The organism is Aeromonas australiensis (genome assembly GCF_000819725.1).
Taxonomy (GTDB): Bacteria; Pseudomonadota; Gammaproteobacteria; order Enterobacterales; family Aeromonadaceae; genus Aeromonas; species Aeromonas australiensis.
The window spans coordinates 173316-188345 of record NZ_CDDH01000069.1 but is presented as its reverse complement, the minus strand read 5'-3'; the positions used below and the strand labels follow the sequence as shown (position 1 = coordinate 188345).

The following is a 15030-nucleotide window of genomic DNA, read 5'->3' as shown; positions in this document are numbered from 1 at the left end:
CTGACAGGAGTCGGCATTGCCGGCTCCCCTGCTTGATAGCGCATAGCATGCAACAGACATGCTGCCATCAAAAAGCATATTTATGCACCCACTCTTTTTATACCCATAAATAGATAATTCATATGACAAATCTTCCCGGATGCCGTGCCAGATAACGCAAACATACGACGGGCACCGGCTACCCCCACCCCGAGGGGCCCTTCAGCTTCCAATAAGCTGACTTTCCACATAATTTAACCGGGATCTCATTTCTAACAGTTGGTCCCTTCGGCAATTGATCTAGCGCAACTCCGCCCCTGATAAATCATCATTCATTTTACCAATTTGGTAAAATCCACTCCGAGCAATCGCATAATTTCATGGGTTTTATTCACCAATAACAATGAATCGGCCTGTCTGCTCCCGTCTCTCGGGAGTCTATGTCCACCGCAAGGATGGCGCGGGCCTGGCAATGAGATCGATTTGGGAGTGATGATCGTGAGTTCACACAACAGACAGAGCAAACTGGGGTTCACTGCCCTGTTGCTGGCCAGCTGGCTTGGCACCAGCGGCTGGGTACAGGCCGGCGAAGAGGCGCAAACCAAAGAAAAAGTGGAAGCACGCAATGAGCTGTTCGCCAAGGATCATGCCGATCAGTTCAAAAGCTGGCAGGCTACCCGCGAGAGCGAAGAGCTCGGCGACGCGCTGGCGGAAGATCCCAACATGGTGGTGCTGTGGGGGGGATACCCCTTTGCCAAGGATTACAACAAACCCCGCGGTCACTTCTATGCGCTGACCGATGTGCGTGAGACCCTGCGCACCGGCGCACCGAAAACCGCCGAAGATGGCCCCCTGCCCATGGCCTGCTGGAGCTGCAAGAGCCCGGACGTTGCCCGCGTTATCGAGGAGCAGGGTGAAGATGGCTACTTCAAGGGGATGTGGGCAAAAGGTGGACCAGAAATCGTCAACACCATCGGCTGCGCTGACTGCCACGACACCGCCTCGAAAGAGTTCAAGGAGGGCAAACCTGCCCTGCACCTCTCCCGTCCCTATGCCAGCCGCGCCATGGACGCCATCGGCAAGCCGTTCAAGGAGCAGGGGCGCTTTGATCAGCAGTCCCAGGTGTGCGGCCAGTGCCACGTGGAGTACTACTTCAGCGGCCCCACCAAGGCGGTGAAATTCCCCTGGGACAAGGGCACCACTGTGGAGCAGATGGAGGCCTATTACGATGAAATCGGCTTTGCCGACTGGACCCATGCCCTCTCCAGGACCCCCATGCTCAAAGCCCAGCACCCCGAATTTGAAACCTGGCGCGATGGTATTCACGGCAAGAACAACGTCGCCTGCGTCGACTGCCACATGCCCAAAGTGCAGAACGAGCAGGGCAAGGTCTACACGGATCACAAGGTGGGTAATCCCTTCGATCGCTTCGAGCAGACCTGTCGCAACTGCCATACCCAGAGCAAGGATATGCTGCTGGGGATCGTAAACGAGCGCAAAGCCGCTGTTATCGACACCAAACTCAAGGTCGAAAAGCAGCTGGTACACGCCCACTTTGAAGCGAAAGCCGCTTGGGATGCCGGCGCCACCGAAGCCGAGATGCGGGACATTCTGCAGGACATCCGTCACGCCCAGTGGCGTTGGGACTACGCCATCGCCTCCCACGGGGTGCAGATGCACGCGCCGGATGTGGCCCTCAAGATCCTTGCCAGCGCGCTGGATAAAGCCGCTGACGCCCGTACCAAGCTGGCGCGCCTGTTGGCCAGCAAGGGGATCAGCCACGAAATCGCCATTCCCGATATCTCCACCAAGGAGAAGGCCCAGGCCGCCCTTGGTATGGACATGAAGCAGTTCAACAGCGACAAGGCCCAGTTCCTCAAGACCACGGTCCCCGCCTGGGATGCCGAGGCCAAAGCGGCCGGACGGCTGGCACAGTAACGGCGCCTGCCGGCCCGGCGCCAAGTCGGGCCCGCAGCGGATGGAGGCTTCCTATGGGTGATTTAACGATGGATTTTTTACGACTGATGCTGATGGCAGCCATGCTGCTCACCAGCCTGCAGGGTCAGGCGGCCGAGCCGGCAGCAGCCCCTGTTCCAGCTACACATGAGGTGGAATTTCTACGCAGTGCCGACAAGGCCTGTACCGACTGTCACAAGGAGCAGCGCGAGGGGATGCACGGTAAACATGGTCAGGCAACCAATCCCAACAACCTGGCGCCGATCACCTGCACCAATTGTCATGGCCAACCCTCCCCCCAACACCGGGAAGGGGTCAAGGATGTGATGCGCTTTAGCCACAGCCTGAAGGATAAAGAGAGCATTAAGCTTTATCCCATCAGCGAGCAGAATGGAGTCTGCATGAGCTGCCACGAGCCCAAAGGGCTGCGTGAGGCGCTCTGGGCCCACGACGTGCACGCCACCAAGCTCACCTGCTCCAGCTGCCACCAGCTGCATCCGGCCAAGGAGCCCATGGTGGCGATCCCGGAGAAGTCCCGCATCAAGCTCTGCGTCGACTGTCACAGCAAGCAACATGAGGCCAGCAAGGCCCGGCAGGAGCAGTCCAAACCGGAAGCCGGCAAGGAGGCATCATGAGCTGCTCTCGCCGTGACTTTATGGCGGGCATGGGCGCAGGGGCCCTTATCATGATGACGGGGCCGACTCGCTCCCTTGCCACCCCCCTTGCCCACAGCCAGACCATCGACGGGATCCGCTATGGCATGATCCACGATGAGACGGCCTGCATCGGCTGCACCGCCTGCATGGACGCCTGCCGGGAGGTAAATAAAGTGCCGGAAGGGGTCTCGCGCCTCGAGATCATCCGCTCAGGCCCCATCGGGGAATTTCCCGACGCCCAGTACCGCTTCTTTCGCAAGTCCTGCCAGCACTGCGACAACGCCCCCTGTGTACACGTCTGCCCGACTGGAGCCTCCCATATCCGCAAGGAGGATGGCATTGTGGATGTTGACGCGGACCTCTGCGTCGGCTGCATGTATTGCCTCGCCGCCTGCCCCTATCAGGTGCGCTTTATCAACCCTGTGACCAAGGTTGCCGATAAGTGCGACTTTTGCCGCAAGACCAACCTGGCGGCGGGCAAGGAGCCAGCGTGCGTGGAATCCTGCCCCACCAAGGCGCTGGTGTTCGGCAATCTGGATGATCCGGATAGCCCCATTGCCAAACGGCTGGTGAAGGAGACCACCTATCGCTACAAGCAGGCACTCGGCACCTCGCCCAAGATGTACCGCGTGCCCAAAGGGGAGATAAAGTCATGACCATGCAAGAGGCGTTTCACTTCCCTTCACTTGTCTGGGACTGGCCCATCGCTATCTATCTGTTTCTGCTCGGCATCTCCGCCGGGGCCACCACCCTCTCGGTGCTGCTGCGCCGCAAGGGGGCCGGCAGCGAAAGCGGCATCATCAAGGCGACCGCCATTCTGGCGCCGGCGAGCGTGGTGCTGGGGTTACTGATCCTCATCTTCCATCTGACCCGCCCCTGGACCTTCTGGAAGCTGATGTTCCACTACCAGTTCGACTCCGTGATGTCGATGGGGGTCATGCTGTTTCAGCTCTATATGGCGGTGTTGTTCGCCTGGCTGGCGGTAGTGTTTCGCACCGAGATCGAGGCAATGCGCAGCCGGTTGCTGAAAGAGAAGTTCGCTTTTGTGGATGGGCTGATTGGCTGGCTCGCCCGCATCGAACGGCTGCTGGCACCGCTGTTGCTGCTGCTCGCCGTGCTGCTGGGGGCCTACACTGGCTTTCTGCTGTCAGCCCTCAAGACCTATCCGCTCTTGAACAACCCGGTGCTGCCGGTGCTGTTTCTGGTCTCGGGCATCAGCTCCGGCATCGCCTCCACCATCTTGCTGGCAGTCACCCTGTTTAAGGAGAACCATCACAGCCAGGGGGTGAGCTTCGTGCATCGCTTCGAGCGGCCGGTGCTGGCGGTGGAGGTGCTGCTGCTGGTCTGCTTCTTTACTGGCCTCTATTTCGGTGGTGGCCAGAAAGAGGTAGCGATGTGGGCGGCCATCGGCAGCGGTTTCTGGGCTCAGGTGTTCTGGGTCGGGGTGGTGGGGATCGGCATGCTGCTGCCCCAGCTGCTGGCTCTGCTGACCCCGGCGCCCCTGCGGGAGAGAAACGGCCATCTGGTGCTGGTCTGCAGCCTGACCCTGGTGGGGATCCTGCTGCTGCGCTACTTCGTGCTCTATGCCGGCCAGATGACGGTAGTGTAAAAACCGGTTATTGAGAGCTGGGGATAAGCGCCAGCCGCCCTTCGGGTGACTGGCGCTTATTTGTTGCGATGAGTTGTTGCCAGGAATGTAGATGTTATCCCCCAGCGCCGGTACGGTGCAGACGCTGCGGCATAACATAGACGAATGATTGACTGGAGGTTATGTGCTGGCGGAGCTCGGCTATCTCTCACTGTTGCTGGCGGCGGCACTCTCCTTGCTGCAGGGCACACTGCCCTGGCTGGGATTGCGGCTCGCCTCCCCGACTCTGCTGCGCTGTGCAAAGCCACTGGCACTGTTAAATGCCGCCCTGCTCGGTGCAGCCCTGCTGCTGCTCGCAGGCTGTTTTGGTCTCGATGACTTCACCCTGGTCTATGTGGCCCAGCACGCCAACAGCGCCCTGCCACTGGGCTTCAAGCTGGCTGCGGTATGGGGGGGCCACGAGGGCTCCATGCTGTTCTTCGTCTTTGCACTGGCCCTGTGGGGGGCACTGGTCGCGCTCTGTTCAACACGGGTCGATCCGCTGATCACCGCCCGGGTGCTGGCCATCATGGGGCTGATCGTCGGGCTGTTCGCCCTCTATACCCTAATTTTCTCCAGCCCGTTTGACCGCCAGTTCCCGGGGCCGCTGGAGGGGCGCGATCTCAACCCCATGCTGCAGGACATCGGCCTTATCCTCCACCCACCCCTGCTCTATCTCGGCTATGTCGGCTTTGCGGTCAACTTTGCCTTCGCCATGGCGGCGCTGCACTCGGGTCAGCTCGATGGCGCCGTGGCTCACTGGAGCCGCCCCTGGGCGCTCGGCTCCTGGGTGTTTCTCACCGCCGGTATCGTGCTGGGTTCCTGGTGGGCCTACTACGAGCTCGGCTGGGGTGGCTGGTGGTTCTGGGATCCGGTAGAAAACGCCTCACTCTTGCCCTGGCTGCTGGGCACCGCCCTGCTGCACGCCCTGATTGTCTGCGAGAAGCGCGGCGCCTATGGTCACGCCGTGCTGTTGCTCTCTATCTTTACCTTTTCGCTGAGCCTGCTCGGCACCTTCGTGGTGCGCTCCGGGGTGCTCACCTCGGTACACGCCTTTGCGGTGGATCCCGACCGCGGCCTCACCCTCTTGTTGCTGCTCGGCTTGCTATTGACCTGCGCCCTGACCCTGTTTGCCCTGCGGGCGGATATTCGCGCCCCCTATGCCCGCTTTGGCTTACTGTCAAAAGAGGGGCTGCTCGGCGCCGCCATCCTGCTGCTCTGCGTGGCCTGCGCCAGTGTGCTGCTCGGCACCTTCTACCCCATGGTGTTCCAGTCGCTCCATCTGGGCTCCCTCTCGGTGGGCGCCCCCTATTTCAACACCATCTTCGTGCCGCTGGCCCTGCTGCTGATGGCGCTGATGACCCTGCTGCCGCGCCTGCGCTGGCAGCAGCTTGCCACAAGTGCCCGACTCAACACCCTGTTGCCGCCGCTGTTTGGCCTGCTTGGCGGCGGGCTCATTAGCCTTGCCTATCTGGAACAGGGATCGTTTTCCGCTAGCTGGAGCGGCATCCTCGCCAATATGGTGAGCCTCTGGCTGATGGCCAGCCTGTTGCTCCCGCTCTTGCAACTGACGTCGCTTCGCAAATTCACCCTCAATCGGCTCGGCAGCTTGCTGGCCCACCTCGGGGTGGCGGTGTGTGCCCTTGGCATCGCGCAGGTAAGTCATCACAGTCAGGAGGGTGGCGCCGTGCTCGCCGCCGACAACCCCTATCACCTCGGCGCGTTCGAGGTTCGCTATGAGGGGCGCGAGCCGGTGATCGGCCCCAACTATACCGCCGAGCGGATCACGCTTAGCGTGCACAAAAATGGTAAAGAGGTGGCGCGGCTGACGCCGGAGCGGCGCCACTACAGCGTGCGCACCATGAATATGAACGAGCCGGGCATCGCGTGGGGTGTGCTCGGCGATCTCTACGTGGTGCTGGGTGAGAAGATGGGGCCAGATGCCTATGCCATGCGGCTGCACTACAAGCCGCTGGTGCGCTGGATCTGGCTCGGCGGCCTGTTGATGATGGCAGGCGGCACCCTGCGCCTGATCGCCCGTCGCCCTTTGCTTGCCTCCCGCCCCGTTGCGGTTGGCACCTCCCATCCCCGGCTCGAACAGGAGGCGTTATGAGATCCCGCCTGCGCCTCTTTCTTCCCCTGCTCGTGACCCTGGGCCTCGGCAGCCTGCTCTGGCTCGGCCTTGGCAACAATCCTTACAGCCAGGATGAGGCGACGCTCGGCCGTACCCTGCCTGCGTGGCAGAGCGACAATCTGCTGGACGGGAGTCAGATCCAGACCGCCAGCCTCAAGGGGGAGCCCTTTGTGCTCAACGTCTGGGCCAGCTGGTGCGCCAACTGCCGCGCTGAACATCCGCTGCTGGGTGAGCTAGCCAGCACCGTGCCCCTCTACGGCCTCAACTACCGGGACGAGGGGGACGCCGCCCGCGCCTGGCTTATCCAGGCGGGCAACCCCTATCGCGCTGTACTGGCGGACCCCGACGGCAAACTGGCGCTAGAGCTCGGCGTATACGGCACGCCGGAGACCTATCTCTTTGCCGGCGATGGCACCCTGCTGACCCGCCATACCGGCCTGCTCACCCAGAAGATCTGGCAACGCCAGTTTGCCCCCCTGCTCGACAAGGCGCGAGCGGATGGGCAGATAAAGGCCGCCACTACTGCACCAGCTATTGCAACATCAGCTCGGGAGACACAGCCATGATGCGCCGTTCTCTTGCCTGCGCCCTGCTGGCCCTCGGCATGCTGCTGAGTGCAACTGCATATTCCAGCGGGGTCGATACCTATCAATTTCGCCACCCCGAGCTGCAGACCCGCGCTCAGGAAGTGGCCCGCGCCCTGCGCTGCCCCCAGTGCCAGAACCAGAACCTGGTGGAGTCCAACTCTCCCATCGCGCGGGATCTGCGGCTAGAGGTCTACCGCTGGGTGGACGAGGGGCAGTCTGATGAGCAGGTGATCGCCCGCATGACGGAGCGCTTCGGCGATTTCGTCCGCTACGATCCCCCCTTCAAGAGCAGCACGGCGCTGCTGTGGGGCGGCCCCCTGCTGCTGTTGGGGCTGGCGCTGTTGATCCTGTTTCGCCGCCTGACGCGCACAAAGGTGCAACCCATCCCTGCCGTTAAGGCCATCGTTGAGGCCCCCCCTCAACCCGCCGCCGATCCGCGCAGCGAACTGAATTTGCTGATCATGCACGGGGAGCAAGCAGACCTCTCCCCAAACCAACCTCTATACGGGGAGCTAAGCGCCGCCCGCCTGGCCAATGCCATCCCGGCTGCTGAGCTGGCCCTGCGTGCGCAACTGGCCAACCTGCATGACGATCACAGCCGCAATAACCGGCACGGGCGGGCCCTGTTACTGCTTGGCATCCTGGCATGCGTAGCCGTGGCCGCTGTGTATCTTAGCAGCGGCCGCTATCAGGCGTGGCAGGCTTATCAGTCGCATCCCGACCCGCTGGCGGGGTTGAGCCCGCGGGATCTGCAAGACAAGGAGCTGGGGAGTCTGCATCAGAAGCTTCTGCGCAGCCCCGCCGATCTCGACAGCTGGGCGGCGCTCGGCCAGCTCTATCTCTATCGGAACGAGTATGACAACGCCCTGCTCGCCTATCAGCGTCTTGCTCTGCTGGAGGGGGGCGCCAGCGCGGCGACTCAAGCCGCCCAGGCCACCGTGCTCTACTATCAGGCGGGCCAGCAGCTGACTCCCGAGGCAACCCGCCTGCTGGAGAGTGCCCTCAAGCAGGATGCGGAGGAAGTGAGCGCCCTGATGCTGCTCGCCTCCGATCACTTCCTCCATGGTCGCTACAGTCAGGCCATCGCCCTGTGGCAACAACTGCTCGATGGCGAGCGGCCCCGCATCAACCGGGCCGCGCTGATCGAGGCGATCCAGACGGCAAGCATAATGGGCGGGTAACCCCTTGATTGAAGGAGGGTAATCGTGGTGATATGGCGCCGCGACCACGTAAGTGGCTCAACTCCCTCTTTCAATAGACAAGGATGTCTGGATGCAACTCACTCTGTTAAACGACTCGGGCAAATTCGATGGACTCGATGACACCATTAGGCACGTTTTTGCCGAGACGGCGCACAAATTGAATGCCTTGTTCGATCTCTCCCAACTGGATGTCACCTTCAGCCCTTTTGCCGAGGGGGATGCTCCCGATTCGGGTATCGGTGGCTGGGCCATCAACATGTATCGAATAGAACTCCAGCTTGATCTGGAACGGCCCGACATCAAAGAGGTGATCATCACCGAATTGCCTGCCGTGATGGCCCACGAAGTCCACCATATCGTGCAAAAGAAGAACAAGGTGGAAGCAGAAACACTGGCCGAAAACCTGATTTTTGAAGGGCTGGCCTGCTACTTTGAGCAGAGGTTCAATGGCGGCACACTCCCCTCGCTGTTCAAGGCGTCTCAGCACCATGACTGGCAATCGCTGCTGGCAGAGATGACGCCCCATCTGTCCAGCAAGCAGTTCAACTTTTTAGACTTTTTCTACTGCCGTGATAACCGGCCATTTCCCAAATATGCCGGTTACTGGGTGGGGTTCAATCTGGTGGCCAACTATCTGGCCAATAGCGGCCTGAATGAAATAGAGGTCATAGGCCTACCCGCCGAGGCGTATTTCAATTAACACACCATCACACTGTTCGTGGCGATTACAGAGCCCAAATCCGGAGAGAAGATCATGATCCCCATTCGCTGCAAGGCCGTCTCCGGCGTTGCCCTTACCACTGTCGATGGCGAAACCAAATTGCTGGTGATGAAACGGGTCAAGGGGGGCTTCTGGTGCCATGTGGCGGGCACGGTGGAGGCGGGTGAAACCGGCTGGCAGACCATTATTCGCGAGTTCGGCGAAGAGACGGGGCTCCCGGTCACCGAGCTCTACAATGGCCAGTATCTGGAGCAGTTCTACGAGGCGAGCTTGAATACGGTGGAGGTGGTGCCGGTCTTTGTGGTTTATTGCCCGCCCAATCAGGCGGTGACCCTCAACGATGAGCACACCGACTATCGCTGGTGTTCCCTGGCCGAGGCCAAGGCGCTGGTGAGTTTCCCGGGCCAAAAGGCGCTCTACGATCACATCTGGCACCACTTTGTCGACAACGCCCCCTCTCCCCTGATGCGGGTCGATATCCGCTGACTGCATCTGGTGCGCGCTGTGATCTGTCAACGCCCTCTGAATGGGCAATGCAGTTCACTTATGCTGAGCTGCATTGCGATATCTATCGGAAGCGAATCTTGACAGTTCTGTCGGAAAGTTGAGGCTTAACAGCCCGGCAAGGGTAAATCAGTTGGGCTGTAGAGCAGGCTGACCATCGCATTTCCCTGCATCATGGATGGGCCTTTAGTATAAAAAACGCCGGTTTCAGGCGAGCGCCATACCCTGCAACAGGGCCAGCACCGAGAGGAGTCCGAGCGCGAGCCAGAACAGCAAGGTGCCCAGCAATCGGGGCACATTGGGGGCTTTGGGGATCTGGATGCCGATGGCATGGAAGATGCGGCCGACCAGCAGCATGGCGCCACCAGCATGCAGCCAGATCGCACCGGCACCGGAGAGCTCGCACAGCGCCATCAGCAGCAGGGTCAGCGGCACATACTCGGCAAAGTTGCCGTGGGCCCGGATCGCCGCCAGCAGCTCGGGGGCCTCCCCCTCTCCTATCATCACTCCGAACTGGGCGCGACGTCTGACCACCCAGAAGGAGAGTCCCAAAAACAGCAGCCCCAGCAGGCCTGCGTAGATCAGCGTGATATGTACCATGACTCGACTCCTTATTTGACTGACTGCCGGTCACTCATGCCAATTCGCGGCAGATGAGCGAGACCATCATCCTGATATGGGTCTGATCGCTGTTGAGGGCCGGAATATATTCAAACCGCTCGCCACCGGCCTCCATGAAGATCTCCCGGTTCTGAACCTGAATTTCCTCAAGGGTTTCGAGGCAATCGGCGGCAAAGGCGGGGCAAATCACATCAAGCCGCTTGATACCCGCAGCAGGCATACCGGCGATGGTCACGTCTGTGTAGGGCTTGAGCCACTCCTCCTTGCCAAAGCGGGACTGGAAGCTGGCCGTCCACTGTCCGGCCGCCAGCCCGAGCGCCTCGGCCAGCAGAGTGGCTGTGTGGCGACACTGGTGACCATAGGGGTCCCCTTCATTCTCGTAGCGCTCGGGAATTCCGTGGAACGACATCAGCAGGTGATCACCCTGACCGTGCTGCTCCCAGTGACGGCGCACGCTCATGGCCAACGCCTGAATGTATTCGGGATGGGCGTGATAATCACGAATAAGCCGCACCACCGGCAGATTGCGCTCCTTCTTCATCGCCTTGCCCCAGGCATCGAAGACCGAGGCGGTGGTACTGACCGAATATTGCGGATAGAGCGGCAACAGGATCACCCGGTTGACCCCTTTGGCCTTGAGCGCCTGCCAGCCATCACTCACTGACGGGGAGCCGTAGGTCATCGCCAGCTCCACCGGCACCTCGACCCCCTCCCGCTTGAGCTCCTGCTCCAGCGCAGTACGCTGCTGCTTGCTTATCACCATCAGCGGCGAGCCCTGCTCGGTCCACACCTGCTGATAGAGTTTGGCCACTTTGGGCGAGCGGGTCGGCAAGATGATGAAGTGGAGCAGCGGGCACCAGAGGTAACGGGGCAGGTCCACCACACGGGGATCGTGCAGGAACTGGCTGAGGAACGCTTTGACGGCAGCGGTGGTCGGGGCGGCTGGGGTACCCAGATTGACCAGCAATATTCCAGTTTTCGTGGTCACGTTGGCTTCCTGTCTATCTGTCATTATGCAAAAAGGGCCCGACAGGGCCCTTCTCTTTATTTATCTGATGGCACGGGAAACAGTGCCGGCAGCAAAGATCAGCCCAGAATGGTGGCAAGCTGCTTGCTGACCAGATCAACCGGCTGGGTGCCGTCGATCTTGACGTAACGGGTATGGCCAGCTTCCGCCTCTTTGCCATAGAAACCAATCAGCGGCGCGGTCTGCTGATGATATACATCCAGACGCTTGCGTACTGTGGTCTCTTCGTCGTCGGCGCGGATCACCAGATCTTCACCGGTCACGTCATCCTTGCCTTCCACTTTCGGCGGGTTGAACACCACGTGGTAGGTACGGCCGGAGCCGGAGTGAACGCGACGGCCGCTCATCCGCTTGACGATCTCTTCGTCCGGCACATCGAACTCCAGCACGAAATCAACCACAACACCTGCGTCCTTCATGGCTTGTGCCTGGGGAATAGTGCGCGGGAAACCGTCCAACAGGAAGCCTTTGGCGCAATCCGGCTGAGCGATGCGCTCTTTGACCAGACCGATGATGATGTCGTCAGAGACCAGCTGACCTGCGTCCATCACTGCTTTGGCTTTCAGGCCGAGCTCGGTGCCCGCTTTGATCGCCGCACGCAGCATGTCGCCGGTGGAGATCTGGGGAATGCCGTGTTTTTCCATGATGAACTGAGCCTGAGTACCTTTACCGGCGCCCGGAGCCCCCAACAGAACAATGCGCATACACGCTCCTATTGATTGGTTATTCAAATCTTGCGAAGGCAAAAAAGTACACGGTTTCGCCCGTTTCTACAAGGGCGGGCCACCTGAATGAGCACTTTATCGCCACAATAACCGACTGATCGAACAGGATTTCATCGCAAAGGGGAGATGCAAAAATAGCCAGGTATTCAGCATAGAGCGCCAAAGAAAGGAAGGGTTTACGGCAAAAAAATCCCGGCTCATGGCCGGGAATTGCGCTCAAAAGTAACTACTTGTCGCTCGTAGTAGGAACAGGGCAATGGTAGTTTGCCCCCTATACGTCAACAACTGTCAGATGTGACAGGCAGGCCGCTATGGAACCGGAACTGTGGATCTGGCGAGCAGATAAGCTCGGCTTCCAGCTTGCCAAAGAAGGCCACCCGCTCGCTGATATCTTCCCCGGCATACAGCTCTGCCAGGCTGAGGTAATCCTGATAGTGACGCGCTTCGGAGCGCAGCAAAGAGACGTAGAAGCGGCTCAGCTCGTCGTCCAGATGGGGGGCAAGCTTGGCAAAGCGCTCGCACGAGCGGGCTTCGATATAGGCGCCGATGATCATCTTGTCGACTATGGTGGCCGGTTCATGGGTACGCACATGCTGCATCAATTGGCGGGCATAGCGGGAGGCCGTCACCGGCCCGTACTCGATGCCGCGGGCCTGCATGATCTCCAGCACCTGCTCGAAGTGATGCAGCTCCTCCTGAATGAGCCGCACCATGGGAAACAGCAGCGGATTGCGCTCCAGCTCGGCAAAGACGCTGCGATCAGACTCCCCCATGCTGCGCTTGCCCAGGATCTCGGCCTTCTCCGGAATGGCATCCAGCTCGCGATAAAACTCCAACTTGGGCAGCAGATGGCGCTTGCCCTTGGGCAGGCAGTAACGGCGCACCAGACTGTGGGCAGTGAGTGCGGCCTTGGTCTCGCAGTTGGCGTGATCGATGAGCAGGGTCGGTAAACGGGCCGGATCCCGCGCCATCTCTACCCACTCATCCGGGGTCTCGCATTGCAAAAACTGGCGCACAGGGGCTAGCAGATCATCCATCTGAACTCTCGTTTGTTAAACACGCCGGTTAACAGCGTATCGGCCATACATGTTGGCGCCTATGCTAGCGGATCCTGCTGACCATGCCCATATCCGGCAAGATAAACGGATGTTTTTCAAACAGATATCTCCTCCCTCTTCTGCCGGTGCGAGGCAGAAACGACAATGGGAGCCAAGGCCCCCACTGCGTTATGCAAACCAGAAAAAAGGAAAACGTTTAACTTCCTTCGTTAAAAATTTCCAGATTGCTGGTGCCCTCCTGCCATTCACGCACCGCTTTGGTGTCATCGTTACGCAGGGCATTAAGGTGATCCAGGTAGGATTGATCCACGTCGGAGGTGACGTAGTGGCCGTTAAACACCGAGGTCTCGAAGTGGCGCAGATCAGGGTTGAGCTCCCGTACTGCCGCTTCCAGATCTTCCAGATCCTGGAAAATCAGGCCGTCAGCACCAATCAGCTTGCACACCTGTTCCACTTCACGGCCGTGGGCGATCAGCTCGTTAGCGGTGGGCATGTCGATGCCATAGACGTTGGGGAAACGAATTTCCGGCGCCGCCGAGGCAAAGTAGACCTTGGCTGCCCCCGCTTCACGAGCCATCTGGATGATCTGCTCGGAGGTGGTACCGCGCACTATGCTGTCATCCACCAGCAACACCTTCTTGCCCTTGAATTCGGAGCTGATGGCGTTGAGTTTGCGACGCACCGACTTCTTGCGCTGGGTCTGGCCCGGCATGATGAAGGTACGGCCGATGTAGCGGTTCTTCACAAAGCCCTGACGGTATGGCAGACCGAGAGTGTGGGCTATTTCCAGCGCCACGTCACAGGAGGTCTCGGGGATGGGGATAACCACATCGACGTCGAGATCTTCCCACTCGCGGGCAATCTTCTGACCCAGCTTGCGACCCATGTTGAGGCGGGCGGCGTAGACCGAGACCTTGTCGATGCACGAATCGGGACGGGCGAAGTAGACATATTCAAAAATGCAGGAGCTCATCTGCGGGTTCTCCGCACACTGCTCGGAGAAGAGCTGGCCCTGTTCAGTGATGTAGATGGCTTCACCCGGCGCAATATCCCGCACCGTTTCGAAACCGATGGCGTCGAGCGCCACGCTCTCGGAGGCGAGCATGTACTCCACCTGGCCCTGCTCGTCCTGACGACGACCGAGGATCAGCGGGCGAATGCCGTTGGGATCGCGAAAGCCGATGAGACCATGGCCAATCACCAGCGAGACCACCGCATAAGCGCCGCGGATCTGCTGATGGGTTCTGCGTACCGCGGCGAAGATATCTTCGGGACGCAGGGCCATCTTGTCACAGCGATCCAGCTCGTGGGCCAGCACGTTCAGCAACACTTCCGAGTCGGAGGTGGTGTTGATGTGGCGGCGGGCGACCTTGAACTGCTGCTCCTTGAGCTCCTTGGCGTTGGTGAGGTTGCCATTATGGGCCAGCACCATGCCGTAGGGCGAGTTCACATAAAAAGGTTGGGCTTCAGCGGCACTTGAGCTGCCTGCGGTGGGATATCTGACATGACCTATGCCGATGTTCCCTTGCAAACGCTGCATGTGGCGCACTTCAAACACGTCCTTCACCAGGCCATTGGCCTTGCGTTGCCGGAAGTTTCCACTATCAATGGTCACGATCCCGGCGGCATCCTGTCCCCTGTGCTGCAACACCGTCAAGGCGTCGTAGAGGGCCTGATTGACGGGGGTGGTGCCAACTATACCGACAATACCACACATGTCTTTGCTACCTCGAAGTCACTATACCTGTTTAAGAAAACTGGATGAGTTCAACATGAACCCGAAAAACCACTGGATCACCGGCTTGAACTCCGGCACCAGCCTGGACGCCACCCACCAGTCGCTCTGGGAGAGGCTGGTGAAGGTATCCATGAAAAAAAGCAGGGCACTGACGATCAGCACCCCGCGAATTGCACCGAAGCAGACCCCCAGCACCCGATCGGTACCGGAGAGACCCGTCTTGTCCACCAACAGGCCCACCACATAGTTGACCACGCCGCCGAGGATCAGGGTCGCCACAAACAGCGCCGCGATGGCCAGACCGTTGCGAACCAGCGCGTCGGAGAAGGAGGTGAAATAGACGGCGAGATCGGGATAGAAATGGCTGGCAATAAAGAAGGCGACGAACCAGGTGACAAGAGACATGGCCTCCTTGACGAAGCCGCGCACCAGGCTGATAAGAGCAGAGAAACCGACGATGCCGATGATGGCGTAATCAATCCAGACCATAGAAAA

At 59.9% G+C, this 15030-nt stretch carries 15 protein-coding genes; 9 read left to right on the top strand and 6 right to left on the bottom strand.

All coding sequences use genetic code 11. The features are described from left to right. Window positions 1-471: 471 nt before the first annotated feature. The 9 genes from nrfA to BN1117_RS11920 all read left to right on the top strand — a co-directional run bounded on the left by nrfA (window position 472) and on the right by BN1117_RS11920 (window position 9348). A complete protein-coding gene (nrfA, locus tag BN1117_RS11960) occupies window positions 472-1917 on the top strand; it encodes an ammonia-forming nitrite reductase cytochrome c552 subunit (RefSeq protein ID WP_040097622.1) in 1446 nt (481 codons plus the stop codon). Between the two features lie 53 nt (window positions 1918-1970). Next, window positions 1971-2570 carry a cytochrome c nitrite reductase pentaheme subunit gene (nrfB, locus tag BN1117_RS11955; RefSeq protein WP_040097620.1) on the top strand — a complete coding sequence of 200 codons (600 nt, stop codon included), beginning with the start codon at window positions 1971-1973 and terminating at the stop codon, window positions 2568-2570. Further along, window positions 2567-3247 (top strand): cytochrome c nitrite reductase Fe-S protein, encoded by a 681-nt coding sequence (gene nrfC, locus BN1117_RS11950; RefSeq protein WP_040097619.1) that lies wholly within the window; start codon window positions 2567-2569, stop codon window positions 3245-3247. Before nrfB ends, nrfC begins: the two co-directional genes overlap by 4 nt. Next, window positions 3244-4200 carry a cytochrome c nitrite reductase subunit NrfD gene (gene nrfD / locus BN1117_RS11945; RefSeq protein ID WP_040097618.1) on the top strand — a complete coding sequence of 319 codons (957 nt, stop codon included), beginning with the start codon at window positions 3244-3246 and terminating at the stop codon, window positions 4198-4200. The genes nrfC and nrfD overlap by 4 nt, the downstream gene beginning before the upstream one ends. Before the next feature lie 163 nt (window positions 4201-4363). After that, window positions 4364-6331: a heme lyase NrfEFG subunit NrfE gene (gene nrfE / locus BN1117_RS11940; protein ID WP_040097617.1), complete on the top strand. Its 1968-nt coding sequence runs from the start codon at window positions 4364-4366 to the stop codon at window positions 6329-6331. Then, the gene (locus tag BN1117_RS11935) at window positions 6328-6918 is read left to right on the top strand and encodes a DsbE family thiol:disulfide interchange protein (RefSeq protein WP_040097616.1); all 591 of its coding nucleotides are present in this window, start codon (window positions 6328-6330) and stop codon (window positions 6916-6918) included. The genes nrfE and BN1117_RS11935 overlap by 4 nt, the downstream gene beginning before the upstream one ends. Beyond that, a complete protein-coding gene (gene nrfF, locus BN1117_RS11930) occupies window positions 6915-8120 on the top strand; it encodes a heme lyase NrfEFG subunit NrfF (protein WP_040097615.1) in 1206 nt (401 codons plus the stop codon). The genes BN1117_RS11935 and nrfF overlap by 4 nt, the downstream gene beginning before the upstream one ends. Before the next feature lie 91 nt (window positions 8121-8211). Beyond that, window positions 8212-8841, top strand: coding sequence for a DUF2268 domain-containing putative Zn-dependent protease (locus BN1117_RS11925; protein WP_040097614.1), 630 nt, complete (start codon window positions 8212-8214; stop codon window positions 8839-8841). 54 nt (window positions 8842-8895) lie between these two features. Beyond that, window positions 8896-9348 carry an NUDIX hydrolase gene (locus tag BN1117_RS11920; protein ID WP_040097613.1) on the top strand — a complete coding sequence of 151 codons (453 nt, stop codon included), beginning with the start codon at window positions 8896-8898 and terminating at the stop codon, window positions 9346-9348. A 225-nt stretch (window positions 9349-9573) separates the two neighbouring features. On the opposite strand, the gene BN1117_RS11915 is transcribed toward BN1117_RS11920, so the two are convergent. From BN1117_RS11915 to BN1117_RS11890, 6 genes are all read right to left on the bottom strand, one after another. Continuing rightward, a complete protein-coding gene (locus BN1117_RS11915) occupies window positions 9574-9966 on the bottom strand; it encodes an MAPEG family protein (RefSeq protein ID WP_040097612.1) in 393 nt (130 codons plus the stop codon). A 34-nt stretch (window positions 9967-10000) separates the two neighbouring features. Further along, the gene (gene hemH / locus BN1117_RS11910; RefSeq protein ID WP_040097611.1) at window positions 10001-10975 is read right to left on the bottom strand and encodes a ferrochelatase; all 975 of its coding nucleotides are present in this window, start codon (window positions 10973-10975) and stop codon (window positions 10001-10003) included. 98 nt (window positions 10976-11073) lie between these two features. Beyond that, the gene (adk, locus tag BN1117_RS11905; RefSeq protein ID WP_005337083.1) at window positions 11074-11718 is read right to left on the bottom strand and encodes an adenylate kinase; all 645 of its coding nucleotides are present in this window, start codon (window positions 11716-11718) and stop codon (window positions 11074-11076) included. A gap of 299 nt (window positions 11719-12017) precedes the next feature. Beyond that, the gene (gene miaE / locus BN1117_RS11900) at window positions 12018-12776 is read right to left on the bottom strand and encodes a tRNA isopentenyl-2-thiomethyl-A-37 hydroxylase MiaE (protein WP_040097610.1); all 759 of its coding nucleotides are present in this window, start codon (window positions 12774-12776) and stop codon (window positions 12018-12020) included. A 217-nt stretch (window positions 12777-12993) separates the two neighbouring features. Then, entirely contained in the window at window positions 12994-14514 is a 1521-nt protein-coding gene (gene purF / locus BN1117_RS11895; RefSeq protein ID WP_040097609.1) for an amidophosphoribosyltransferase, read from the bottom strand. Between the two features lie 21 nt (window positions 14515-14535). Then, window positions 14536-15024, bottom strand: a complete 489-nt coding sequence (locus BN1117_RS11890; protein ID WP_040097608.1) for a CvpA family protein — start codon at window positions 15022-15024, stop codon at window positions 14536-14538. Window positions 15025-15030 lie beyond the last annotated feature (6 nt).

Bases quoted from the DNA above. Each gene is read 5' to 3' on its own strand.
- BN1117_RS11890 (WP_040097608.1), bottom strand. From the start codon at position 15,024: ATGGTCTGGATTGATTACGCCATCATCGGCATCGTCGGTTTCTCTGCT.
- nrfA (WP_040097622.1), top strand. From the start codon at position 472: ATGATCGTGAGTTCACACAACAGACAGAGCAAACTGGGGTTCACTGCC.
- BN1117_RS11915 (WP_040097612.1), bottom strand. From the start codon at position 9,966: ATGGTACATATCACGCTGATCTACGCAGGCCTGCTGGGGCTGCTGTTT.
- BN1117_RS11935 (WP_040097616.1), top strand. From the start codon at position 6,328: ATGAGATCCCGCCTGCGCCTCTTTCTTCCCCTGCTCGTGACCCTGGGC.
- nrfB (WP_040097620.1), top strand. From the start codon at position 1,971: ATGGGTGATTTAACGATGGATTTTTTACGACTGATGCTGATGGCAGCC.
- nrfF (WP_040097615.1), top strand. From the start codon at position 6,915: ATGATGCGCCGTTCTCTTGCCTGCGCCCTGCTGGCCCTCGGCATGCTG.
- adk (WP_005337083.1), bottom strand. From the start codon at position 11,718: ATGCGCATTGTTCTGTTGGGGGCTCCGGGCGCCGGTAAAGGTACTCAG.
- nrfC (WP_040097619.1), top strand. From the start codon at position 2,567: ATGAGCTGCTCTCGCCGTGACTTTATGGCGGGCATGGGCGCAGGGGCC.
- nrfD (WP_040097618.1), top strand. From the start codon at position 3,244: ATGACCATGCAAGAGGCGTTTCACTTCCCTTCACTTGTCTGGGACTGG.
- BN1117_RS11925 (WP_040097614.1), top strand. From the start codon at position 8,212: ATGCAACTCACTCTGTTAAACGACTCGGGCAAATTCGATGGACTCGAT.
- purF (WP_040097609.1), bottom strand. From the start codon at position 14,514: ATGTGTGGTATTGTCGGTATAGTTGGCACCACCCCCGTCAATCAGGCC.
- miaE (WP_040097610.1), bottom strand. From the start codon at position 12,776: ATGGATGATCTGCTAGCCCCTGTGCGCCAGTTTTTGCAATGCGAGACC.
- BN1117_RS11920 (WP_040097613.1), top strand. From the start codon at position 8,896: ATGATCCCCATTCGCTGCAAGGCCGTCTCCGGCGTTGCCCTTACCACT.